A 25,178-nucleotide genomic window follows, 5' to 3' on the forward strand; every position below is an offset into this window, starting at 1 on the left:
CTCGGTTTGGTTTGTTGCAAAGATAAAGCTATTGTTTAGCGACGTTTTGCTTTTTATTATGATTAGGAAGTTTAAATACCCAGAACGAACCACCTTGCGCGACAGGTTTGGTGAGTTCAGCCATATCTCCACCCCATAGAGGTACTGCACCACCATACCCTGACGCTAAGCCAATGTATTGCTCACCATCTTCTTCCCAGGTTATAGGGCATGAAATGATGCCCGAGCCCGTTTGGAACTTCCAAAGTTCTTCACCGGTTTCTTCGTCGAAAGCTTTGACATAGCCATCGCCCGTTCCGGTAATAATGAGTCCGCCTTTCGTCGCCAGTACCCCAGCCCACATAGGAAGTTTCTCTTTGTGTGTCCATTTAATTTCACCTGAAATGGGGTCTACGGCACGAAGTACGCCCACGTGGTCGTCATACATGCGCTTAATTCTAAAACCCTGTCCTAGGTAAGCGGCACCTTTCTTATAGGTCACTTCTTCCGTCCAGTAGTCTTCTTTCCAGTGGTTTGCGCCCATATAGAACCAGCCGGTATTTTGGCTGTAGGCCATCGGGTTCCAGTTCTTCCCGCCCAAGAATGGAGGCGATACCTCTATTGACTTTCCTCGTTTTTCACCCGGCTCAGGTAGTGGCGGGCGCTGTCCGTCTACTTCAACTGGGCGACCCGTGTCAGGGTCTATGTGTGTGGCCCACGTAATATTATCTACAAAGGGAAATCCTCTGATGAATTCACCGTTTTGTCTGTTAACTACATAGAAAAAGCCATTTCTGTCTGCATGAGCCGTCGCTTTTATGAGCTTTCCATTATCGTAATAGTCGAATAGAACAAGTTCATTGTTGCCAGAGAAATCCCATGCGTCGTTAGGTGTATGTTGATAGAACCATTTAACCTCACCAGTGGTTGCATCTACACCCACTTGTCCGGAAGTATAAAGGTTATCCCAATCTCGCGGATCGCCACCTTTGGCGGTGCGTTTCCATGTATTCCAAGGAGCGGGGTTACCTGCACCTATGATGATAGTGTTAGTTTCAACATCGAAGCTTGCACTCTGCCATGGTGCGCCACCACCGTGGTGCCAAGCCTCAACCATTTCGCCGTTTTCATCCTTTGGCCACGTTGTCACTTCGTATGAACCACCCGTGGGTGTGCTGTCTTTTCCATTTAATCTGCCCATGTGCCCTTCAACAAATGGACGCATCCAAATCTCTTCACCGGTTTCAGGATCGCGTGCAAACAGTTTTCCTACAACACCAAACTCATCACCTGATGAACCGTGAATAAGCATGACCTTTCCTGACTTTTGGTCTTTAACAATCGTAGGTGCCCCCGTCATGGTGTAGCCTGCACGATAGTCTTCAAAGCGCTTCTTCCATTTTACTTTGCCCGTTAGCCGGTCAAGGGCAACAACGCCAGCATCCAGCGTACCGAAAAAGACTAAGTCACCATAAATTGCTGCGCCGCGATTTACCACGTCACAACACGGTCGAATCCCTTCTGGAAGGCGGTGGGCGTAGTCCCACAACTTCTTACCTGTTTTTGCCTCATAGGCGTAGATACGGGAGTAGCTACCGGTTACATAGACAATACCGTCGTACACGATTGCCTGGGACTCTTGACCCCGTTGCTTTTCATCACCAAAACTCATCACCCAAGCCGGAGATAGCATGTGTACATTTTCTTTGTTGATTTGATCAAGTCCGCTGTAACGCTGAGCTTCTGGACCCATACCATACATCAGCACGTTCTCAGGCGTCTTGGCATCATTTTCAATGTCTGCCCATGTCACGCCATCGTCCGCATATAAATGTGAACTCGTACCTAAACCAATAATTACGCTTAAGGCCAATGAAGCCTTTGAATAGAACTTAGCCATAGTTTTATTTCCACTGTTACCTTGATGTTGTGTTAACAGTATGTAACTAAGTAGAGGCCCTGATAAACGGATTCCGTCCTTCAAAATACGGGAAAAATTCCCTTAGATTGAAGTGTAATGAAAACGCTAATATATTGATTTACATGAGGTATCTTTATCATGAGACAAAGTTAGTACCAAAGGGGTATAAAAAAGATACGAAAGTACAGGGAAGTTTTCCCGACCTTGTTTAGTGGCGCTTGTTTAGCTGGCAATTTTGATATAACCCTGCTTTATGGCAAGGTGAACAAACTCGGCATTTGTCTGTAGCTCAAGTTTTCGCTTGAGCTGGGTGATAACGTTTGAGACCGTCTTTTCAGAAATATTGAGGCTTTCAGCGACCTGTTTTCGGCAAAGCCCGTTCGCTATACCAAGGAATATATCCAACTCTCTTTGTGTCAGATCTGTTAAGTTGCCTCCGGAATGTGACAGGTTGAATGTAGCGAGCTCAATGGCAGTATTGTGTTCTAAATAACGGCGGCCTTTAATGATAGATGTCACCGCGCTTATCAGTACATCAGGTTCACTTTGTTTACTAACATAGCCCATTGCCCCTAGTTTCATAGCTCTATCGATGATGGAAATATCATCGAACATGCTGAACATAAGTACTTTTGCGTGCTTCCAGCGCTGGACAATATATTCCGCTAGCGTGAGTCCGCTGGTGGTTCCTAAATTAATGTCTAAAATAATGAGGTCGAAGTGGTTGGTACGAAGTGCATTTGTGGCTTGCTGCGCATTTTTTGCATTGGTGACGACAGCGCCTTCGAGTACCGAAGATAACAGCGTAGAAAAGCCTTCTCTCACTATTGCGTGATCATCAACAAGTAAAATTTCCATAGCTGCGCTTTATTCATATCACCATGGAATGAGCATGCCACGGTAGGCGAGTGAGACGAATAGCACTTTAGTGCTCATTCATCTCACACTTTAGTAGGATATAAGTTAATTCAAACCGCGCTGTGTTTCTAAGTAGCTAGCAAAGCTGCCAAGCCAATGGCTGCCCATATAGTGCATGTCACCAAACACCGCGTTGAGCCCGGCCTCACGATGTGAACTTAATGCTTTCTTAAGCACAGGTAAGCGTTTGTCACCTTCAGGCAAAGCTTGCATTATGCCTTCTATCATCCACGCTCGGCTGATGTTCAGCCCGTCTAGGTGAGCGAGTTTACCATCCGTCTTGTCAGTCACTGTAGCGGGAGCTAGCCAATTTGATGTTCTAGCTGTGAGGCTTGGAAAGAACGCTGAAAGCCATTGGCTATAGTCCTTTTTAGACATTACTCTTCGCATTAAATCAGCTTCGGCCAAACACGGTGATAAGAAATCTTGTCCCGAAGGCTCGTAGGCAAGAGGGCACTGTGTATCGTCTTGATAGTAGTCTTTCACCCTGGACGTTAACAGCGCTTCAAACTCCTTATTACCTGCTGTTTTCGCCCAATCCAACATTAAGCCAAAAGCAAAGGCGGTTTGGCTATGCTCACCCGTACGGATTGGGTAAGCTAATTTGGGTAACCATGCGCTTACTCTGGCTACAATTTCGTCCTCGAGAGGACGTAAAGTATTTAGCCATTTTGTTGCTTCAGGAAGGGAAGATTGACGTAGTTCAGCGGTTAGCTGCAGGAACCAAGCAAGACCATAGGGGCGTTCAAATGAGGCATTGTTTTCACGCTTAAGGCTCGTCAATTCACCTTGGATATTTTTAGGCGTGAAGCTGATGTTGAGCTTTTCAATGATCTCATCCTTATCCACTGCATCTTGCGCAGTGTTTAGCATTCTTACTAAAAGCCAATGGCCATGAACTGATGAATGCCAGTCTAAACAACCATAAAATGCTGGGTAGAGTTGACTTGGTGCTTTAACGTCGTCGTCGTTATTCATCATGTGTTTCACTACATTTGGAAACTCTTGATGAATACAATGAAGCGCGAGGCTAGCAAAAACGCTTTCGTAATTGTTGTTAGGAACGCCAGCGTTGGCGGTCGCGTCTGCGGCTTGGTTGATACTAGTGTTGCTTGTGTTCGCAGTTTCAACAGTCGACGTACCGCTAGCAAAGGCAGTGTGTGCAGCAAACGCTGTGACGAATGCAACTGTACAGCTAACAACGTTTTTTGTATTGATCATAATTTTGCGCGCTTTATCAATGAGAAGTATATCGCCAATGTATAGAGATAAACGCTTTGAATAAAGTGCTGCGCGATACATAACGCCGCAGCACTTTAAACAGCAGAAACAGGCTATTTAAGCAGGGGCTCCGATGGCCTCTAGTTTGGTGGTGTATTCAGCGAATGAGCCAATGGTCTTTTCTACCCAACTAGCATTATAGTAAGTTTCACTATACCGCTCTCCGCTGTCGCACATAAGCGTTACGATCGATCCCATTTCTCCTCGCTGCTTCATTTGTTCAGCAATACTTAATGCGCCCCATAGGTTTGTGCCGGTAGACGGGCCGGCTTTAATTCCCATGGTGTTGTTTAACCAATGCATGGTTGCAATACTGGCGGCATCGGGAACGGCAATCATGTCATCTATAACGTCATGCTGAAAAGAGGCTTCCACTTTAGGGCGTCCTATCCCTTCTATGCGGCTTCCACGGGTAGCAGTAAGTGTATGATCGTTGTTTTTGAAGCTATCAAAAAACACACTGAATTCTGGATCTACCACGACAAGCTGAGAAGCGAGACCTTTGTAGCGAATGTAGCGCCCAATGGTGGCTGATGTTCCACCTGTACCTGCACTCATAACCACGGTGTGTGGAATAGGGTGGGGCTCGGCTTTCATTTGCTCAAAGATACTCTCAGCAATATTGTTATTGCCACGCCAGTCTGTAGCGCGCTCTGCGAAAAGGAACTGATCCATAAAGTAGCCATTGAGCTCGTGAGCTACTTTGGTTGCTTCGCTGTGCATTTGCGTAGGGCAATCTACAAAGTGACACTGCCCGCCATATCGCTCAATAAGCGCGATTTTACTTTGGGCGGTAGATTTAGGCATAACCGCAACAAACGGAACGCCAATCATTTTAGCAAAATAAGCTTCAGACACCGCTGTGCTTCCTGACGAGGCTTCAACCACAGTAGTTCCTTCTACAATTTTTCCATTACAGAGGGCGTACAGAAAAAGGGACCGGGCTAGACGGTGCTTTAGGCTGCCTGTTGGATGGGTGCTTTCATCTTTAAGGTAGATATCAATATCTCTAAAAGCGATCTGCTCTAATTTGATTAAGTGCGTATCAGCCGAACGTTGATAATCTGCATTGATAATATTGATCGCTTTTGAAACCCAGCTTTTCATAACTTTCTCTCATTCACCCAAAATGTGAAACGTTAAGCGTAGTTCGCTTGACGCTAGCTGTATAAAACAAAATTAGAATATCAGTTAAGAGCGAGTATTTGATTCTATTATTTTAGTATTAGTGCTTTATAGTAAAAAATATTTCTTTAATGGGTCTTATTTATGAAAATAAATTCCGTTTTTATGTAAGGGCGAGAGCATGACCATCTTGTTGATACAACGGTCTTTAATAAAACAAAAAAGTTCAGATAAGTCGCTAAAGTTGCTATCTTTGCATTTCGCTTTTACTTACAGGTAACAACATGAAAAATAGGGCGCTTCTCTGTGCAATAGCTTTTTTACCCGCATTATTTGTATCTACCCTGGCTAGCTCGCAAGAAGAGCAAATGCTTAAAGTCGCAACGTTTAATGTAAGTATGGAAGCCACTAACTACAAAGCGTTGGGTATGAAGCCAAGCGATCAGGTACTTCAACACGTTCTTTCAACGGGGGAGCATAGCCAAGTTAAAAACATTGCTGAAATTATTCAACGCGTTAACCCCGATATCTTAATGTTGAACGAATTTGACTACATTGCAGATAAGCGTAAAGGGGTAGAAGCATTTGTTAAGAACTACCTGAATGTTTCACAAGACGGCCTTGAGCCTGTGGATTACCCGTATACGTATGTGGCCACAGTCAACACAGGGGAGCCCACGAAATTCGACTTAGATAACAATGGCAAAGCAGAAGGTTTTGGTGGCGATGCATATGGTTTTGGGCTTTATCCCGGGCAATATGGTATGGCGCTTTTGTCGAAATACCCTATTGATGTTGATGGTATTCGCACCTTTCAGACGTTTAAATGGCATCACATGCCTCATCCACGGGTTCCTATTATTCCCGATGAGAGCGGAAGTACTGACAAGGGCAAGCCATGGTACGACGTAGAAGAGTGGGCCGCGCTAAGGTTGAGTTCTAAGTCTCACTGGGATGTGCCGGTGAAAGTAGCGGGCAAAACCGTACACATACTTGCTATGCATCCAACACCACCTAATTTCGATGGAAGCGAGGATCGCAACGGCAAGCGCAACTTTGACGAAATTAGGCTTATGGCAGATTATCTTTCTCCGGATAAAGGGGCCTACATTTACGATGATAATGGCGAGAAAGTCAGCCTGTCAGAGAACGCGCGTTTTGTACTTGTTGGTGATTTTAACGCGGCGGATATTGGAGATAAACATCGCGAGGGTGTAATTGAACAGTTAACTGAGCACCCGTTAGTTAATAAAGACATCATTCCAACAAGCGCAGGTGGTGCAGGCGCGTCAGGTGCAGAGTTTAGTAACCGCTTTACTGCCTATTGGGGAGCCAGAGCTGACTATGTTTTGCCATCTCGATTTGGCTTCGATGTGAACGATGCTGGCGTTTTCTGGCCTGCAAAAACCAGTGACCTATATCGATTAGTTAAAGACCGCGAAGCCAGCTCAGATCACAGGTTAGTTTGGATTAGCTTGTCGTTGACCGACGATAACTAAAAACCACAATTTTTGTGTTAGTTAATAGATAGAGGTATTATTACACTGTCTATCTAATAACGTACCGAGAAGCCATTGAAGTTTGTGTCTCGCACTTTTGTGATGTGTTTGCTGTGGGTGATACCCATAGATGGCTTTTCGGTAGAGTCTTCTCAGCTCATGCCGCTCAACCGGTATTTCCCTCAATCGTGGGGAACGAAAGACGGGCTTCCTCACAATAGTATTCACGCACTAGCACAAACGTCCAATGGGTATCTATGGGCGGGTACCTGGGAAGGTGTAGCTCGGTTTAATGGTCAGCAGTTCACTGTATTTACCCGCGGCGCGCAAACAGGATTACCAGACTCCGGCATTCGAAGCTTGTATTACAACAAGCCCCGCGACGAGCTACTGGTGGCAGGAAACCGAGGCGGTGTAACGTCGCTTATTGCCGAGCAGTGGCATGCTCAAGCGCCCCTGTCTTCAATGGTTAATCATGCATTCAGAGACAGTAATAACGTGTTATGGTTTGCGCTGGAAGACACGGGGATTGCAATGAGAACGCCTGACGGCACGCAAAAAGAATACATTGTAAATTCGAGTGCTTACCGCATAATCGAAGACGGATTTGGCGTAATCTGGTTTGCAACAAGCCAAGGGTTATTCAAATACATAAACGATAAATTTCAGCTAGCTGTACCCGACCATAACATACTCTCTGGTCCATCATTTACTCTCGCTCTTGATAGCAAAAAACGTGTTTTAGTTGGCACAGAACACGGTGTTTGGCAGCAAACAAACGGTACCTTCGCGCTACTTCACAGCTCACTTGCCGACAAATCAGTTAGTAGTATTTTGCTTGATCATCAAAATAGCATTTGGGTAGGCACCATTAATCATGGCCTCTACCGTCTAAGTGGCTTAGGCCTAGAGAAACTGGATGCGACAACAGGTCTTCCCAACAACCGCGTTTTTTCACTGCTTGAAGATTTGGAAAAAAATATCTGGATTGGCACTAATGGTGGTTTGTTTAGGCTGCGTCGTGCGCTATTTACCACATTCTCGCAAAGCCAAGGAATGAGTGGAGACTTTTTGCGAACTGTTTTGCAAACGTCTGATGGCCAACTTTTAGCAGGTGGAAGTGCTGGATTAGATATATTTTCCAATGATGCGTTTTCCAGCGCATCGCTCACTACGGGTGAAGCCTTTTCTGTACTCAGTTTGGCAGCGGTAACTGAAGACGTAACGTTAGTTGGCACCTACACAAAAGGTGTACTGCGATATGAAAACGACCAACTTACTCCGTACCTCAATAGACATTTAGGGTTACCGAGTAATGAAGTAAGGGCCATTCTTTTAGCGAGTGATAACAGTGTTTGGTATGCCACGGCGCAAGGTGTAGTTCAACAAACACCAGATGGAAAGCTAAGCCATTTTAATGAACAAAATGGGCTACCTGCCCATTTTTCGATGGGCTTGGCAGAAGATCGTGAAGGACGAATCTGGATTGCTACAGGGATAGGGCTCGCCTATATCCAACAGGGTATTGTGCACACAGTGTCGTTTCCTGAACATTCAGATGCGCAGCACGCGTTCAGTTTTAGCGTTGTTGAAAAGGGAACTTGGATTACAACCGATCGAGGCCTTGCGTATTTTGACAATGCTACTCAGGCACTTAGTGTAATCGAAAAGTCGCAGGGGCTTCCCGTAGATAAACTGTTTTCAATCGGTATAGATCACAACAGCGGTGTATGGCTAAGTTCAAACCAAGGGGTCATTCTCACTTCACTATCAAGTCTTAAGGAGTGTCTGACATATCCAAGTGCATTATTGGAATTTGAACATTTTAAGGAAGAAAATGGCCTGGCGAGTATTCAAATCAATGGTGGATCACAGCCATCTCAGATTGTCGATGTAGACGGAAATGTTTGGCTTCCTACTGCGAAAGGGCTCGCTACAGTGACGCCTGCAAACCTTGCCATGTTGAGTGAATTCCCTATTCCGGTAAGTATAGAGGCGGTACTACTGGACGGTGCTGACCAGCAATTTGATACGGATAAAAGGGAAGTAGACGTAACGCCGTTAACCACGCGAGTAGCGTTTCAGTATGCAGGGTTGGGTTTCGCTATGCCTTCGCGTATAGAGTATCAGGCTATGTTAGTAGGATATGACCAAGATTGGGTTAACCGTCATCAATTTAGAATGACTGAATACACTAATTTAGCACCTGGTCGTTATCAGTTTAAAGTACGTGCTCGTTACATTGGAGGCACCTGGCAAGAGATTACGTCACCATTTTCTATTCGCGTGCTCCCTAGCATTTATCAGACATTTGCTTTTAAATTCTCGGTTTTTCTTTTCTTCTGTTTTGTTATCTATGCACTTTATAAAGTACGTTTTCATCACTTGAAAAAATCAGAAATGATTTTAAAACAAAGGGTCGATGAACAAACCAGATCATTAGAATTACAAACCAAGCGGTTCGAGTTCCAAGCAACTCATGATGATCTAACCGGTATTGCAAATAGACGAGCATTCGACCGCTGGCTTGTACAATATTTTGAAGAGGCTAAAGCGAAACAATCTCCTCTATGTCTTGCCGTTATCGATATCGACCATTTCAAACAGGTAAATGATCAGTACTCTCACTTAGTAGGAGATAAAGTCATTACTGAGGTGGCCCGTATATTAAATCGCGAAGTTCCGCATTATGCTAAATGTGCAAGGTGGGGCGGCGAAGAGTTTACTGTGTTGTTACCCGAATATGACTTGATAAATGCAAGGGTAGCTATGGATCATGTTCGAAAAATCGTGGCAGCACATGATTTCAGTTTTATAGCGCAAACGCTGAAAGTCACAATCAGTATTGGTGTAGCAAGTGCAGATGGCGCGAGAGATCACGACAGAATGTTAACCCATGCCGACCAAGCACTTTACACTGCAAAAGAAAATGGCCGCAACCAAGTGACCATTTTCGAATAAACGATAAGTGGGGTAGTGGTTAATTACTACAACATCTTTAACCTGACTTTGCCGTAAAGCCTTACTGTGGCGATTGGCCCAACTGCGCTTCTTCGCGTTCTCGTGAAACTGCCTCGAACAGCGTAAAGTAAGCCACCACAGCAAGATTAGCGACAAACCAAAGGTCTTTAATAACGAATTGACCTAGGCGGTTGACGATAGTCGTGCTGTTAAAGGTATCCGGCACAGTAAACAAAAACGTTTGTGTCATCAGAAAAACCGATAAACAAGCCAATCCGCTCGCAATGAGCATCGGCTTGTTCTTAGTAAAGATGCCCGCACCCAATAGCAGTGCAAAGAGGACATCAAACCCACCAATTACATTCGATGCCCCCTGTACGCTAAACACAGCATATAGCCACGACATAAACGGTGATGTTTCAACTAACCCCACAATCGCATTAGCTTCAAACTCGAAAAACTTCATGCCTCCTATCCATAATAAGACCATGGCTACAGGAGCAAAGTTGAGGTATGTCAGTTGCTTGTGCGAAAATTTTTCGCGATAAAACAAGAATAGGAAAAGTGGTAATACTGCGAAGTACTTGATGATGCCTTGACCGCTGCCAATAATCGGGAAGCCCCCTAAATCGGCCATCCATCTTGTTGGTGATAATAACGTCAGCAATGGAATGGCAGTTACAAAAGCGGCATATATTGTTACTGCTTTTGCTGAAACAAGGCTAAAACGTGCTGCAATGGTCATTAACGGTAGTAACAGCAATGCGATACCTGAAAAAGCACCAAGGGCACTCTCGCTCAACACAGTGTCTAACGAGTAGAAATTAAATGTAGCGATAAGTGCATTGGGGTTTGCACCCAATAAAAATGTTAGGCCAAGAACTGCGAAGCTAAAAGTGAGCAATGCGGTGACCATGTTTTCGGTTTGGTTTAGTGTCATAAAGCGTCCGTAAATACTGCTAGTTTTGCGAAGTGTATGTAGAGACCCGTCGAGGTAGCACTAAAATTTCATAGGTTTGATAATTTATTAGGCATAGCGCAATAAGCAAATAAGGATTTATCGACAAAATAAGAACTTATCTAATAGCGGTTGTCATAAGTAGCAGCGGTCTTAATTAATTTAGGTCTTAAGTAGTGTAGGGCTTAAATAGTAGTGGTTTAGAAAGTAAAATAAATTGAGAGAAAAAATGAAACAAGCAAGCAGTAGAGCACAGAAGCGTTTTAGGGTCTGGTTAATAGCAGGCGTGTGTGCAGCCTTGTCTGCTTGTGGCGCTCAGCCCCCAGAACCTATTGATGAGCCAATCGCGAGTGTTGAAGACGTCGAAAGATTAGAGCAAGTCGTTGATACCTCATTGCCTTTGGTGCAGCAGGCCTATTCCATTGAGTCTGAAAAAGTGTGCGATAAACACGGTGGTAACTGGAAGAAAGTAGGCCGACAGCAGGCGCATGCTTGTGTGCTACCAGCAAACGATGCTGATAATGCGTGTAATGACAGCAGCGAGTGCGAAGTGGCTTGTGTTACGGAAAACAATAATATGGAAGCGGGAGAAAAGGCGCGCGGCGTGTGTTTAGAAAGTACGGACTTATTCGGCTGTAGAGCCTATGTGTCTAACGGCGTTGTGGAGCATACCTTGTGTGTTGACTAAGAGGTTGTTTAGCAAACGAACGTTGAATGAAGCGCACGCCATCGGCAATGCGCTTCACAACAACGCGGGTTAATTAACGTTGGGGAACTCGATTTTGTCCAGTTCGCTCGCCGTTTCATTGCACTCACCTAATAGGTGAAGCCTATCTTCGGTTTGGTGTGTATCTATTTCTAGAAAGCCCGTTTGGCAGTAACCGGTCTCATCCAGTTTCTCATCTAGAGATGTATAAAGTTGCTCAGTCATTCTATCGCTGCTATGTGACGAGCCTTCGCGACTTTCCTGTCCTTTGCGACCGCCACGACCACTTCGCTCGCCTCCCTGACCACGGCCGCCTTTACCGCCACCTTTGGCACTGTCACGATGCTGCATTAACGGAATGCTAAAGGCGAAGAGCTTGGTACCGTCTTGCTTGATCTTCGTTTCAAAAAATATTTCATCCATGTCTAAAGGTGGTGGCCTATGAGCGCACGCACTGACAATCAAAGAGGTCGTTATTACTAATAGTGTTTTATTCATTTTATTTAACGCTTATTTGAACCACGTCACTTTGAGATTCAAACGCCTCTTTAGTTGCAGTACCCAGTGTAAGTTTTAAGTAAAGTGTGGATTTGTTTTTTAAGGTTTAGCATTCTCGCGGTGCGCTTATTGTGCAACACTTGCGTATTCATATTTTAAATCACTTGCATCCGCAATTTGCTTATTTACAGGGATAGGTTCCATGCTTTCCAACATCATTCGCTTTGCGAAAAACATCGTCGTGTCGTTAATTGCAATCTTTGTGTGTTTTGGTGTGCTCGACTTCTTGTGGCTTGGCGTTATTGCGGATGGCTGGTATCAAAGTGAAATGGCTCCTCTGCTTAGAAGTCAATTTATCACGTGGCCTTGGGTGGTTTTTTACCTCATGTATGGATGTGTGGTGTTTGTACTTGCTGTGGTGGCGAACAGAGATAAGTCGTTACTTTATGCAGGGATCGATGGCGCGCTTCTAGGGTTGGCCAGTTATGGCGCCTACAATTTAACGGCGTACAGCATTATTGAAGGTTTTACTTTGTTTATCATGTTGATTGATTGGGCGTGGGGTACGTGCCTAACCAGCGCTAGCGCCATGGCCGGCTGGTTAGGGTTTCAACTGGTTAAGGGAAAGAGTAGCGAATAATGCGTTTTAACACGCTGGCGTATTGTTTTAAAAAGCTGCCAGTGTTGTAGTGCATGCCGTGTTTTTCGAATACGGCTTTTACCTTGGGGGCCATCTCTCGGTAGCGTCTGGCTGGGATATCTGGAAACAGGTGGTGCTCAATTTGAAAGCTTAAATGCCCAGTAAGCACGTGAAACAGGTTTCCGCCCTTTATGTTCGACGAGCCCAGCGCTTGTCGGTAGTACCATTGCCCTCGGGTTTCATTAACACAATCTTCTTGTTTAAACGTTTCCACGTCGCCAGTGAAATGGCCGCAAAAGATAATAGTAGATGTCCATAAATTGCGTAACAAATTGGCGATAAGGTTGCCGGTAAATACCCATAAAAATAACGGCCCAGCTAATAAAGGAAATAGTACATAATCTTTTACTAACTGACGTGCGCCTTTACTAAAAAAGCGTTTCTTAAGTTCATTATGGGTAACCTGATTCTTACGGTTGTCCTTCTTTTTTCCAAAAAAGACCCGCTCAGCGGCCATTTCGTGATACGACACACCCCACTGAAATAAAACACTAAGTACGATGTAAGTCGCAAACTGCCATAGGTTTTTTACACGCCATCTAAAATCGTTAGACAGGCGAAGCAAGCCGTAGCCAAAGTCTCTGTCTTTCCCAATAATATTGGTATACGTGTGATGCTCGTAATTATGAACGCGATTCCAGCTCGCACCATCGCAGGCAATATCCCACTCATAGCCTTTCGAATTAATGTGTTTGTCGTTCATCCAATCGTACTGGCCGTGCATTACGTTGTGGCCTATTTCCATATTATCGAGAATTTTTGCTGTAGCTAAACTCAATACGCCGGCAACCCAGAGCAGCGGTTGAATGAACCCCAACATTAAAAGTATCCGTCCGCTCCACTCGCAAATTCGCTGAACAAGAATAATACGTCGGATATAGGCCGCATCTTCAGCGCCCACTTTTCGTTTAATGTCAGCTTTAATTTCATCAAGCTGAGCGGCAAGTAACTCGTAGTTCGGTTTCTCTTTAGTGCTCGTTGACCGAATAGCTTTGGTTTCACTTATCGGAGCATGCGCCTGTTCGATGGCTTCTTCACGGTGTTGGTTGTCTATTGCAACGCTGGTGTTCATAGTTGAATCTCCAAATCAGTAACGGCTTGTGATACACACAGCTGAATAAGTTGCTCTGCGCTATCTGAAAGCTCACCCGTGCGGGTATCTCTCACTACGCCCCGTTTCTTAACACATTGGCATTGATGACAAATTCCCATGCCACAGCCATAAGTCACAGGTTGTTCTGCTTGCTGAAGTTGTATAAGTAGGGTTTGCTGATTGTCGATAGCCAAAGATTGGCCATTGTGTACCAGGGAAAAGGTTTCGATTTCGGTAAGGCTGGTGTTGCTCACCACAGGAAGCGCAGCGAAGTGCTCGCTCGAAACAGGCACGTTGATCGCTTTTGCATAACTTTCAACTTGCTCGAACATGGCATGTGGACCACACACTAACCAGTGTGCATTGGCAAAGTTACACAAATGCGCTTCTACGTCTCCGTTTTTTTGTTTGCTCAAAATATCATAGGTGAAGTGCTCACAGCGCTGACTGAACGCTGATAATTCATTGAGTAATACATGCTCGTCCGGCTTAGCAAAATAAAGTAAGTGTACCGGTGTATGGTTTAGCTGCGCGTTGTTGACGGCATCGTCAAGCATGGCAATGAAAGGAGTTATACCCGAGCCGCCCGCTATCATAAGTAGGGGCTTTTCAACCTTCGGCCAGATAAATTCCCCCATAGGGGCTGAGATATTTACCCATTGATTAGGCACACAAGAGTGAAGATAAGGTGTTAATGCGCCCTGAGTTTTAACCTTGGTTACAAGACGAATCTGCTTTTCTTTTTGTCGGGTGTTAGCACCACTCGCTATGGTAAACACGCGAGTGGTGAGCCTGCCATTAATTTCTATGGTTAATGCGATATGTTGCCCTGCAACATGCGTTGGCCAAGACCTCTCTGGTATAAGTAACACCTCGAGCATATCCGTGCTCAGTTTTTTTACGGTCACGACCCTAGCTCTGAAATACCCATCGCGCCACGCGGGTCTAACTTGCTGCATCAGCACTTCCCAGTAGCCCTTCCAAGAGGCATGGTGAAAAATGCGATCAGTGAATTTATCTAGTAATAGTCTCAATGTAGAAATCACACCTGTATTTCGTCGGAATATCTTAAATACAAAAAGGATGAAAATATATTAGCTTACACTTGTACGCTAATTCAGCGCACAAGTGTAAGCTTAATTTTTTCTGCGTCAAGAGGAGATGCATGAAATTTGGGATAACGTCGTCGAAATACACCGGTACTTTTGTGAAAAATGCAAAAGTGCTTTGTTAAAAGTACGGGTTCTAAGCCAGCTATAGGGCCTTATATTTACCGTTATCTAAACGTGTAAATTGCAAGAATAAAGTTCAAAGGATCGTATTATGAAATTATTTGAAAGCATATCGCTGGCTGGAAAAACGCTGAACAATCGGGTTGTTATGCCGCCAATGACCCGCTCCCGCTCAACACAGCCGGGAGATGTGCCCAACACCCTTATGGCTGAATATTACGCTCAGCGCGCAAGTGCAGGGCTTATTGTGAGTGAAGGCACACAAATATCGGCACTCGGTAAGGGTTATGCGTGGACGCCGGGTATTTATACCAAGGCGCAAATCGATGGCTGGAAGTTGGTAACAGATAAAGTCCATGAAGCGGGTGGTGTGATGTTTGCGCAACTTTGGCACGTGGGCCGCGTATCCCATCCTTCAAATACAGAGGGGCAGCAGCCAATTAGCGCATCGGCGATTCAAGCAAAAGGCGTAAAAGTATTTGTTGATGAAAGCGGCAACCCTGGCTTTGTTGAGTCGGTCATGCCCCGAGAAATGAGCATTGAAGATATAAAAGCCGTGGTGGAAGAGTATCGCGTTGCGGCGCGCAATGCCGTAGATGCCGGATTTGATGGCATTGAGTTGCATTCGGCTAATGGTTACTTGCTTAACCAGTTTATTGATTCTCAAAGTAATACAAGAACTGATGAATACGGCGGAAGTGTACAGAACCGTATTCGATTCTTGAAAGAAGTGGTGCAGGCTGTGTCTGAGGAAATTGGCGCTGATAAAGTAGGTGTACGTTTGGCGCCCCTAACAACATTAAACGGGACGGTCGACGACAATCCCGAAGAGACCTATCTTGCTATTGCTTCCATGCTTAATAGTTTCAAGATTGGCTATATGCATATTGCTGAAGCCGACTGGGATGATGCGCCGCAAATGCCAATATCATTCAAGATGGCTATTCGGGAAGCCTATAGCGGTCTGCTCATTTATGCCGGAAAGTACGACACAGAGCGTGCCGAACAAGCTCTAACTGAAGGGTGGGCAGATATGATTGGTTTTGGTCGACCTTTCGTGGCGAACCCAGATTTACCCTACAGACTGGCGAATAATGTACCGCTGAATGAGCACAACCCCGATACGTTATTTGGTGGTGGTGAGAAGGGCTACACAGATTATTCTTTTGCTAAATAGCCGGAAATTCCAGCGGGTGTGTAAAAAACACTTTGCTCAGGAAAAAGGGGCAATCCATTAAAAGTGAGCATGGCTCTTTTTTTACCAGAACGAACAGCACTTAAAACATGTTGTTCGTTCTAAATCTTACTTTCGTCAGTCAGCAGTTAGACTCATTACGTAACAGTTATACGCAGTGATGTGTTAACACCGTTGATACTCACCGAGTCATTTCTGCACTTTACGGTTAATATTTACGATTGCGATATAGCCAAGTGAAAATTCCGCTTCCCGCTATTAACATTGACGTGGCAAGCCACAATTTAGAAATGGGCGTGCCGTTGGGGCACTGCAACGCCATCGTCGCCCCGGCAAGGTTCTGGCAATCGACGAGTTGGCCCAAGGCCAATACAAAAAGACCGAGAAGTACGCCGATAACGGCATAAGACAAATTATTGAACGACATACTTTTCCTAAAAGATTTTCCAATCAATTCGCACACTAAACGCACGCGACAATAAGCAATAATGCTCCAAACTAGTGCAGCTGAAGGCTGCTTTTTCAAACATTTACTCTATTTGTATGGGCTAAGACAGCCTACCCAACAGTATGTGCGCGCCATTGAACGGTGAAAATACTCGCTTCAACGAAGGTGCTTAAAATCCATACGAAAATTAGCACAAGCCCAGTGTCGCAATATTTGCGCCAACCCCTATCAAAATTCCTTCAAATTCGGTACTATCCGCGGTCTTAAATTTTTAACGAAATAAGCGGACTATGTTTGAAATAAACCCCGTTATGAATGCGATAAAAGATATCCGCGAGCGCACTGAAGCGCTTAGGGGGTATCTTTGACTTTGATGCAAAGTCAGAGCGTTTAGAAGAAGTTAGCCGAGAGTTAGAAAGTCCTGACGTTTGGAACGAGCCAGACAGAGCGCAGGCCCTTGGCAAAGAAAAAGTCACCCTAGAGCAAATCGTAGAGACGATCCACAAGCTCGATCAGGGAACTGAAGACGTTGAAGGTCTCGTTGAATTGGCCGTTGAAGCCGAAGATGAAGATACCTTCGTTGAGGCCCAAAGTGAGCTTGAAGGCTTAATTGAGCAGCTAGAAGTGCTTGAGTTTCGCCGCATGTTTTCTGGCCCTAACGACGAAAACGACTGTTATATTGATATTCAGTCGGGCTCTGGTGGTACAGAAGCACAAGATTGGGCCAACATGCTGCTGCGCATGTATTTGCGTTGGGGCGAAGCGCACGGTTTCAAAACGGAACTTATTGAAGTGTCGGAAGGCGAAGTCGCGGGCATTAAAAGTGCTACGCTGCGCGTTCAGGGCGAATATGCGTTTGGCTGGCTACGCACAGAAACAGGCGTACACCGCTTAGTACGTAAATCGCCGTTTGACTCGGGCAACCGCCGTCATACGTCGTTTTCATCTGCGTTTGTATATCCTGAAATTGATGACGACATCGATATTGAAATCAACCCGTCTGATTTACGTATAGACACCTATCGCGCATCGGGCGCGGGTGGCCAGCACGTAAACAGAACAGATTCAGCGGTACGTATTACCCATGAACCTACGGGCATTGTGGTGCAGTGTCAGAACGACCGCTCGCAGCACAAAAACAAAGATCAGGCGATGAAGCAGTTAAAAGCCAAACTTTATGAGTTTGAACTGCAAAAACAAAACGCTGAAAAACAAGCGATGGAAGACAGCAAGTCTGATATCGGCTGGGGAAGCCAAATACGCTCTTACGTTTTGGACGACTCCCGCATTAAAGATTTGCGTACTGGCGTGGAAACACGCAACACTCAAGCCGTGCTGGATGGCGACTTGGACAAATTTATTGAAGCCAGCCTGAAATCCGGGCTGTAAACCGAACAACGAAGTGAAAGGTTATGACTGACCAACAAACAGACGATAACAAATTGATTGCAGAGCGCCGTGCTAAGCTAAGCGCTATTCGCGAGCAGTGCCGTGCAAACGGTTTCCCAAACAGCTTCCGTCGCGAAAACTATGCGGATGAGCTTCAAGCTAAGTTCGGTGAATTCGACAAAGAAACGCTACAAGAGCAGGGTAACAAAGTAAGCATCGCTGGCCGTATTATGGCAAAGCGTGGTCCTTTCATGTTGCTTCAAGATATGACTGGCCGCATTCAGGCATACGCAGATAAAGACACGCAAAAAGCCCTTAAAGCAAAATATGGCGCACTAGATATTGGCGACATTATTGGCGTGGCGGGTGAGCTGCATAAGTCAGGTAAAGGCGACCTTTACGTGAACATGGAGCAATACGAGTTGCTAACCAAAGCACTTCGTCCATTGCCAGAAAAATTCCACGGTTTGAGTGACCAGGAAACGAAATATCGCCAGCGCTACGTTGATTTGATCACAAGTGAACAAACGCGCAAAACGTTCATGATCCGTAGCAAGATCGTAAACGGTATTCGCAATTATCTTACCGAACGTGACTACCTTGAAGTAGAAACACCGATGCTTCAGGTTATTCCTGGCGGCGCGACGGCGAAGCCGTTTGTGACTCACCACAATGCGTTAGACATCGATATGTACCTGCGTATTGCACCAGAGCTTTACCTTAAGCGCCTAGTGGTTGGTGGTTTTGAGCGTGTATTCGAAATTAACCGTAACTTCCGTAACGAAGGCTTATCAACTCGTCACAACCCAGAGTTTACTATGCTTGAGTTCTACCAAGCGTATGCAGACTACAACGACCTGATGAACCTTACCGAAGATATGCTGCGCACGCTGGCAGAAGATATTCTTGGTACAAGCATTATCAAAAACACAACTAAAGACGCTGAAGGTAACGTAACGTCTGAAGTTGAATACGATTTTGGTAAGCCGTTTGACCGCTTAAGCATGGGCGAAGCTATTCTTAAGTATTGGCCAGAAGCTAACGAGGAAGCTATTCGCGACCCAGAGGCGAACCTTGACGCGCTTAAAGCAATGGCGAAACAGCTTCACATTAAAGAGCCTGAAGTTGACGGCATTTGGGGTGCGGGTAAGTACCTTTGCGAAATCTTCGAAGCAACCGCGGAAGAGAAGCTTATTCAACCTACGTTCATTACAGAATATCCGTGGGAAGTATCACCGCTTGCGCGCCGTAACGACAACAACCCATTCATTACCGACCGCTTCGAGTTCTTTGTAGGTGGACGTGAATTAGCGAATGGCTTTAGCGAGCTTAACGACCCGGAAGATCAGGCAGAACGTTTTGCGAAGCAAGTTGAAGAAAAAGATGCAGGCGATGATGAAGCCATGCACTTTGACGACGATTACATTCGCGCGCTTGAATATGGTTTGCCGCCAACGGCGGGTGAAGGTATCGGGATTGACCGTCTAGCTATGCTATTTACTGATAGCTCAACAATTAAAGATGTTATCTTGTTCCCACACATGAAGCCTCAGGCGCCAAAAGACGCGCAAGAAGCGGGTGAACAAGAATAATCTTAATCCTCAAATAGCGTGATTTAGGTGCTCGGCGCTGTTAAAGCTTCAGCGTCTTAACACGCTCTACTAAAAGGGTATTCTCGGGAACGGGGATACCCTTTTTTGTTGCCATATCTACAATGTAACCGTTGATGGCGTCTATTTCTGTTTGTCTACCGTGAGCAACATCCTGATGCATACTTGAGTAGTTTTCTCCGGTCGCCTTGGCTACAGACAGCACATTTTCATGAACTGACAGTGCATCAAAATCTAGCCCGTAAGCATCCGCTACCTGAGTAAACTCATTGCAAATTGAAATACGGCTTTGTTCAAATTCAGGCTTAGCAATATGCTTATTTTGGATATTGTGAAGCGCCGTTAGTGGGTTAATCACAGCATTAACGGAAAGCTTCGTCCATAGTGCTTTTAGAATATTATTTTGGTATTGCACCGGCGGAAGTGCGTTATCTAACGTCGCAATTGCGCTAGCTAGCTGTGGCGCTATTTGTGAAAGGGCGTCTAATGTTTGAGGTGATGGCTTATCTACATTAGGCGCGCCAATTTGCGTTGCGCCAACGCCAGTATACTTAACATGAAAATCGCCGCTCGACGCGCTTACTTTTAACGCGCCATGACTGGTTGTAGCAAGAAGCAACGGATAATCGCCACCTAGTAAATCTCTTGCGATCTCAAGTCCGCCCATACCGTTGTGAAGCAGCACAACGGTAGGTTGTTGTGTGAGATAGGGAAGCCATTGCAATAGGGCTGCTTTAAGTTGATATACTTTTAAGGGGATTATCAGCACATCACTTTTAGGTAACACGATAGGTGAAGGCTTCGCAGGTTTTAGCGAAGTGGTTTGGCCGTTTTGCCAGTGTGCGCAAGAGGGCATGGTTTTCATGTCTCTGGGGTAGCAGTCATACGGCACGGCATTTTTCTGGGCGCTCGCAGCAATTAGGCTTCCTATGGCACCGCCGCCAACTATATGTAGTTTACCCATTAGCACCTATTAAACATTCAAAGTAGCTTCTATTTTATTATGACTATTAGCACCTATTAGGTTAGCACCTATTAGGCCGTTCGCGTTTTCCCTTAGCACGCCGGCAAAAAGCGTGCGGGCAGGGAAGGCCATGGATAAGTCTCAGGCGCATTAAGCCCGTTGTACCAAGTCTGCACATCGGCTTCGTTTATGACTTCACCTGTATCGAAAGGTGCCGTAACCGATAATTCACCAGAAGACAAAGGTAGGTGCAAATGCCATGCATGAAGATACAGCCTGTCTGATGCCTCACCACCATAAAGTGTATCACCCAAAATAGGTGCGCCAATGCTTTTAAGCGCCACACGAATTTGATGGGTTTTCCCCGAGTGAGGCTTTACGATAAAGCCCCGTGTGCCGGGCTTAGCCGCGCTACTGAAAAACTGAGTGATAGCCGGGTTTTCTGTGGTTTTTAGCAAAATCCGCTGGCCGCCTCGACGATTTTTCATGTCGCCCATTATCGTGCCTTGTTTCTTTTTAGGCTTGTGATCACTTAGCGCCAAGTAGTATTTGCTCACACGTCGTGATGAGAAAAGCTCGCCAATTTCTCCGGCTACAGCTGCATTTTTAGCAAGACACAAGCAGCCCGACGTGCCCGTATCTAAGCGGTGGCATAGATGCAGTTCTGTTACGGCTAACTGCTTTTTTAATCGGGTTACAATGCCGTCTATTTTTTCTGGTTCGCCGTTTTCGGCAATATTTTCTCTAACATCTGCCTCACTGGTGGCATCGTGCATAGCAATGCCAATAGGCTTGTTAACAATAATGAGGTCTGTATTTTCAAAGAGAACGGGGATCGGCTGCACTAGCTATTTTCTAACTCTGAAATGGCTTCTTCATAGTCAAGTTCGTCTACCGCATCGATAATAGCCGAGCGCTTTTCTTGTGGTAGGGCAAGGGCATCTAGCCATTCATCCAGTTTGTCCTGGGCGATAAACTCGCTCGCTTTCAGCGCTGTCATTAACTGTTTTCGCGCTTGCTCAGCTGCTGCTCCATTCGCCGGTGCCGGGGCAGAAGCTGTGACTTCTGGCTCTTTGATCAACGCATCAACCGCAGCAATGGTTTCATCAAGTACTGCGATAAACGCAGGGTATTGTTCAGCAACGCATTTGTCGTTTCTAAAGCCGCTTTCTACAGGCTTGCTCGCATTGTGCAAAGCAAAAAGCCCTAGGTTTCCTGTCACGCCTTTTAGTGTGTGAACAAGAGAGTAAGCCTCATTAAAATCACCCTTAGCAACATGCGCCTGCAAGTCAGCATCAAGAGAACGGTATTCGTCCGTAAACTTACCAAGTAGGGTGAACAACAGTTTTTTGTTACCACTTAGCTGTGACATTCCAAAATCAATATCGACTACTGTTGTTGACTGATCCATGCAACTATCCTTTTTATTTCGCAACTTCTATTGGGCTATTTCTATTCCAAATGGAAACCGTTTGTCAGTTCATTCGTACCACTTAGCGAATTCAACTGGCTAAAGCCTATTTTACAAAAGACTATGAAGTGTAAGTGTATTTCAGAAATACACAAATTAATACAATCATAGCAAAGTCGAAGCAAGTAAAGCGCTAAAAAGTCTGGTAGTCTTCGAAAATTCGCTTGCGCTATAGAGATAGCAACCTCTGTTTTCACCCAATAAGCCAAGTACCACTCAGTGAATACAGAGTGAAAAGGCAGAGTGAAGAATGTGTAGTAATTTAAAAGGAATCATCATGTCAGGAAAACTGACCCTACGTACCTTCGTTATGACCATAGGCGTCATTGCAGTAACAGCGTGTCAGCACGTACAGGAAGAGAAGACGAATAACCAACTAAACACAGTAGCTGATTCGTCGAACACCGTGTCTATTCCTTACGAAAAGTACACATTAGAAAACGGACTTACCGTCATTCTCCACGAAGACCATTCTGATCCACTGGTTCATGTTGACGTTACCTATCACGTTGGCTCTGCGCGAGAAGAGGTAGGTAAATCGGGTTTTGCTCACTTTTTTGAGCACATGATGTTTCAAGGCTCAAAACACGTTGCCGATGAGCAGCATTTTAAGGTTATTACAGAATCGGGCGGTAACTTAAACGGCACAACCAATACCGATCGCACTAACTATTTTGAAACCGTACCGGCTAACCAATTGGAGAAAGTCCTTTGGCTAGAATCTGACAGAATGGGCTATCTTTTAGAGGCCGTAGATCAAACTAAGTTTGAAAACCAAAGAGAAACGGTTAAAAACGAGCGTGCGCAACGAGTGGACAATCAGCCCTATGGATTGCGTTTCGAGCTTAATGGTGAAGCGCTATATCCTGAAGGGCATCCATACTCGTGGATGACTATCGGCTATGTAGAAGATTTAGACCGGGTTGACGTCAATGACCTAAAAGCCTTTTTTAAGCGCTGGTATGGCCCGAACAATGCGGTCCTAACTATTGGTGGCGATATCGACGTAGCCAAAACCAAAGCGTGGGTGAACAAGTACTTTGGGGAAATCCCAACAGGACCGAAAGTAGAAGAGCCTGAGCCTCAGCCAGTAACGCTAGACGAAACCCGTTATGTAACGTTAGAAGATAAAGTTCATCTTCCGCTTCTGCAAATAACTTATCCTACAGTGTATGGTCGCCATGAAGACGAAGCGCCACTGGACGTATTGGCCGATATTTTAGGCGGTGGAAAAACCTCACTGTTTTACAAAAACCTAGTGAAAGAAGGCATGGCGGTGCAAGCCGTGGTGTCTCACCCTTGCCGCGAACTTGCCTGTGAATTCCAGCTACTCGCTTTGGCTAACCCTGCAAAAATTACCTCACTTTCTACTCTCCAGAACGTACTGAATGAAACCCTAAAAGAGTTTGAGACACGTGGTGTAACGGCAGATGATTTAGCGCGTACAAAAGGACAAATTGAAGCGCGTACGGTATTTGGCTTACAAAGTGTGTCTGGCAAAGTGTCAGCCCTCGCCGCTAACGAAACCTTTTACCAAACGCCAGATTTGATTGCCGAAGATATTGCGCGCTATAACGCCGTAACTGCTGAAGACGTTATGCGTGTTTACAATAAATACATTAAAGACGCAAATAGCGTTGTATTAAGCGTGGTGCCCAAAGGGCAGGTTCAGCTCGCTGCGGCTGAGCAGACCTTTGAACGTCCGGTGAGAAATATTGAAATCGATACGGTAGAAGTGTCTGAAAATGAAGCTGTTACCAGTGCCCTATCTACCAATACCGCCCCTAGCTTTGATAGAAGCGTAATGCCGAAAGCCGGTGAGGCACCGGTTGTGGAAGTTCCTGATTATTGGGAGTCTGAACTTGCTAACGGCATTGAAATACTTGGCGTAACCAGCACCGAAACGCCAACGGTAACGCTTACATTAGGTATGGATGGAGGCATGTTGCTAGACCCTGAGGGTAAAGCGGGTACGGCCTACTTAACCGCGTTACTTATGAATGAAACTACAAAGCATTACAGCAACGAAGAATTAGCCAGCGAACTTGCAAAACTGGGTAGCGCTATCCGATTTAGTACTGCAGGTAGATACTCACAAGTTTACGTCTCTACCTTAACCAAGCATTTAGATGAAACCCTAGCGCTGTTAAAAGAAAAGCTGTTCAACCCTGCGTTCACTCAAGAAGATTTCGACCGCATGAAAGAGCGTGTTGTACAAGGCTTGCAGCAACAAGCGAAAACGCCGTCTAGCTTAGCTCGCCGCGCGCGTGACCTCGTTCTTTTTGGTGAAGATAACCGCGTGAGCCTGCCGGATGAAGGCACGCTGCAAACTGTGCAGAATATCACGTTGGAAGATGTTAAAACGTTTTATGCCAATTACTATTCGCCAGATAAAGCGAGTATCGTCGTTGTTGGTAACTTACCGAAAAAAGACATGGTGAATACACTAGACTTTATTGGTCAGTGGAAGGGGAATTCCTATGAATTTGCTGATTACAGCGATTTTCCCAAGTACGAAGAAAACCAAATCTTCCTAGTGGATAGCCCAGAAGCGGTTCAGTCGGTAGTATTTATTGTTGATAGAAGCTTACCTTTTGATGCGACAGGCGATCACTTTAAGTCTCGCCTTATGAACTTCCCATTAGGGGGAGCATTTAATAGCCGCATAAATCTGAACCTTCGAGAAGATAAAGGCTTCACCTATGGAGCAAATAGTGGTTTCGTTGGTGGCAAAACCCTTGGCTGGTTTGAAGCAAGTACCGACCTCACTGCTGCTAACACAGGTGAAGGTATCGCTGAAATTTTAAAAGAGATTAATCGCTACCGCACTGAAGGTGTAACCGAGGAAGAAATTGCGTTCATGCGCAATGCCTTTACGTTAAGCGACGCACTTGAATTTGAAACACCTACCAGTAAAGCGCGCTTTTTAAGGCAATTGCTTAGCTATGGTCTTGATAAAGGCTATCGTGAAGAGCAGCTTGCTATTATCAACAATATTGATAAGAAAACGATGGATACCTTGGCAAAGCAATATTTGAATCTTGATAAGATGCAAATTATTGTAGTAGGCGATAAAGCTAAAATTTTGCCTCAGTTAAACGCGCTATCGATGCCAATTATCGAGTTATCAGTAGAGAGTAACACCCGAGAAACGTTAAACTGATAGATTGATTTTTGTTGAATTTACATTATTGCCCCCCATAACAGGGGGCTATATTGACATAACGGAC

At 45.2% G+C, this 25,178-nt stretch carries 20 protein-coding genes; 8 read left to right on the forward strand and 12 right to left on the reverse strand.

Translation table 11 applies throughout. The features are described from left to right. Positions 1–28 precede the first annotated feature (28 nt). From MHM87_RS06460 to MHM87_RS06475, 4 genes are all read right to left on the reverse strand, one after another. The gene (locus MHM87_RS06460) at positions 29–1,879 is read right to left on the reverse strand and encodes a methanol/ethanol family PQQ-dependent dehydrogenase (protein WP_014948731.1); all 1,851 of its coding nucleotides are present in this window, start codon (positions 1,877–1,879) and stop codon (positions 29–31) included. A 243-nt stretch (positions 1,880–2,122) separates the two neighbouring features. Beyond that, positions 2,123–2,758 (reverse strand): response regulator transcription factor, encoded by a 636-nt coding sequence (locus MHM87_RS06465; protein ID WP_239258144.1) that lies wholly within the window; start codon positions 2,756–2,758, stop codon positions 2,123–2,125. A gap of 105 nt (positions 2,759–2,863) precedes the next feature. Then, positions 2,864–4,120, reverse strand: a complete 1,257-nt coding sequence (locus MHM87_RS06470) for a DUF2891 domain-containing protein (protein WP_239258146.1) — start codon at positions 4,118–4,120, stop codon at positions 2,864–2,866. Between the two features lie 36 nt (positions 4,121–4,156). Then, positions 4,157–5,206 (reverse strand): PLP-dependent cysteine synthase family protein, encoded by a 1,050-nt coding sequence (locus MHM87_RS06475; protein WP_061094541.1) that lies wholly within the window; start codon positions 5,204–5,206, stop codon positions 4,157–4,159. Between the two features lie 302 nt (positions 5,207–5,508). Here MHM87_RS06475 and MHM87_RS06480 point away from each other — a divergent pair, with 302 nt between their 5' ends. Beyond that, the gene (locus MHM87_RS06480; protein ID WP_049585789.1) at positions 5,509–6,723 is read left to right on the forward strand and encodes an endonuclease/exonuclease/phosphatase family protein; all 1,215 of its coding nucleotides are present in this window, start codon (positions 5,509–5,511) and stop codon (positions 6,721–6,723) included. A gap of 102 nt (positions 6,724–6,825) precedes the next feature. Continuing rightward, on the forward strand, positions 6,826–9,684 hold the full coding sequence (locus MHM87_RS06485) for a diguanylate cyclase (RefSeq protein WP_343213315.1): 2,859 nt from the start codon (positions 6,826–6,828) through the stop codon (positions 9,682–9,684). A gap of 61 nt (positions 9,685–9,745) precedes the next feature. Here MHM87_RS06485 and MHM87_RS06490 read toward each other — a convergent pair whose 3' ends face one another. Then, entirely contained in the window at positions 9,746–10,624 is an 879-nt protein-coding gene (locus tag MHM87_RS06490) for a DUF417 family protein (RefSeq protein ID WP_239245523.1), read from the reverse strand. Positions 10,625–10,871: 247 nt separating this feature from the next. Between MHM87_RS06490 and MHM87_RS06495 the strand changes: the two genes are divergently transcribed. Then, positions 10,872–11,330, forward strand: coding sequence for a hypothetical protein (locus MHM87_RS06495; RefSeq protein WP_239258150.1), 459 nt, complete (start codon positions 10,872–10,874; stop codon positions 11,328–11,330). A 69-nt stretch (positions 11,331–11,399) separates the two neighbouring features. Here MHM87_RS06495 and MHM87_RS06500 read toward each other — a convergent pair whose 3' ends face one another. Then, positions 11,400–11,771 (reverse strand): hypothetical protein, encoded by a 372-nt coding sequence (locus tag MHM87_RS06500; protein ID WP_014948739.1) that lies wholly within the window; start codon positions 11,769–11,771, stop codon positions 11,400–11,402. A 277-nt stretch (positions 11,772–12,048) separates the two neighbouring features. Between MHM87_RS06500 and MHM87_RS06505 the strand changes: the two genes are divergently transcribed. Next, positions 12,049–12,486, forward strand: coding sequence for a DUF2177 family protein (locus MHM87_RS06505; protein WP_014948742.1), 438 nt, complete (start codon positions 12,049–12,051; stop codon positions 12,484–12,486). Here the strand turns inward: MHM87_RS06505 and MHM87_RS06510 are convergent. Beyond that, entirely contained in the window at positions 12,464–13,618 is a 1,155-nt protein-coding gene (locus tag MHM87_RS06510; RefSeq protein ID WP_239258152.1) for an acyl-CoA desaturase, read from the reverse strand. The two genes, MHM87_RS06505 and MHM87_RS06510, sit on opposite strands and share 23 nt — an antisense overlap. Further along, positions 13,615–14,673 (reverse strand): FAD-binding oxidoreductase, encoded by a 1,059-nt coding sequence (locus MHM87_RS06515; RefSeq protein ID WP_239258155.1) that lies wholly within the window; start codon positions 14,671–14,673, stop codon positions 13,615–13,617. Before MHM87_RS06515 ends, MHM87_RS06510 begins: the two co-directional genes overlap by 4 nt. Before the next feature lie 289 nt (positions 14,674–14,962). On the opposite strand from MHM87_RS06515, the gene MHM87_RS06520 reads away from it, so the two are divergent. Continuing rightward, positions 14,963–16,048 (forward strand): alkene reductase, encoded by a 1,086-nt coding sequence (locus MHM87_RS06520; protein WP_239258157.1) that lies wholly within the window; start codon positions 14,963–14,965, stop codon positions 16,046–16,048. Between the two features lie 226 nt (positions 16,049–16,274). Here MHM87_RS06520 and MHM87_RS06525 read toward each other — a convergent pair whose 3' ends face one another. Further along, the gene (locus MHM87_RS06525; RefSeq protein ID WP_239218406.1) at positions 16,275–16,592 is read right to left on the reverse strand and encodes a hypothetical protein; all 318 of its coding nucleotides are present in this window, start codon (positions 16,590–16,592) and stop codon (positions 16,275–16,277) included. Positions 16,593–16,804: 212 nt separating this feature from the next. Here MHM87_RS06525 and prfB point away from each other — a divergent pair. Next, a protein-coding gene (gene prfB, locus MHM87_RS06530) for a peptide chain release factor 2 (RefSeq protein ID WP_152910863.1) occupies positions 16,805–17,903 on the forward strand; the annotation gives its coding sequence in 2 pieces (ribosomal slippage) (positions 16,805–16,879 and positions 16,881–17,903; 1,098 coding nt in all). Positions 17,904–17,926: 23 nt separating this feature from the next. After that, on the forward strand, positions 17,927–19,495 hold the full coding sequence (lysS, locus tag MHM87_RS06535; protein ID WP_075176188.1) for a lysine--tRNA ligase: 1,569 nt from the start codon (positions 17,927–17,929) through the stop codon (positions 19,493–19,495). 40 nt (positions 19,496–19,535) lie between these two features. On the opposite strand, the gene MHM87_RS06540 is transcribed toward lysS, so the two are convergent. The 3 genes from MHM87_RS06540 to MHM87_RS06550 all read right to left on the reverse strand — a co-directional run bounded on the left by MHM87_RS06540 (position 19,536) and on the right by MHM87_RS06550 (position 21,888). Further along, the gene (locus MHM87_RS06540) at positions 19,536–20,477 is read right to left on the reverse strand and encodes a 2-dehydropantoate 2-reductase (protein ID WP_239258159.1); all 942 of its coding nucleotides are present in this window, start codon (positions 20,475–20,477) and stop codon (positions 19,536–19,538) included. Between the two features lie 92 nt (positions 20,478–20,569). Beyond that, positions 20,570–21,322, reverse strand: a complete 753-nt coding sequence (locus tag MHM87_RS06545) for a pseudouridine synthase (protein ID WP_168463361.1) — start codon at positions 21,320–21,322, stop codon at positions 20,570–20,572. Next, positions 21,322–21,888 carry an Hpt domain-containing protein gene (locus MHM87_RS06550; protein WP_239258161.1) on the reverse strand — a complete coding sequence of 189 codons (567 nt, stop codon included), beginning with the start codon at positions 21,886–21,888 and terminating at the stop codon, positions 21,322–21,324. The genes MHM87_RS06545 and MHM87_RS06550 overlap by 1 nt, the downstream gene beginning before the upstream one ends. 337 nt (positions 21,889–22,225) lie before the next feature. On the opposite strand from MHM87_RS06550, the gene MHM87_RS06555 reads away from it, so the two are divergent. Continuing rightward, positions 22,226–25,111, forward strand: a complete 2,886-nt coding sequence (locus MHM87_RS06555; protein ID WP_239258163.1) for a pitrilysin family protein — start codon at positions 22,226–22,228, stop codon at positions 25,109–25,111. The last annotated feature ends 67 nt before the right edge of the window (positions 25,112–25,178 follow it).

Origin of the sequence: Alteromonas sp. Cnat3-28, from assembly GCF_022348265.1 — a bacterium.
Lineage (GTDB): Bacteria > Pseudomonadota > Gammaproteobacteria > Enterobacterales > Alteromonadaceae > Alteromonas > Alteromonas macleodii.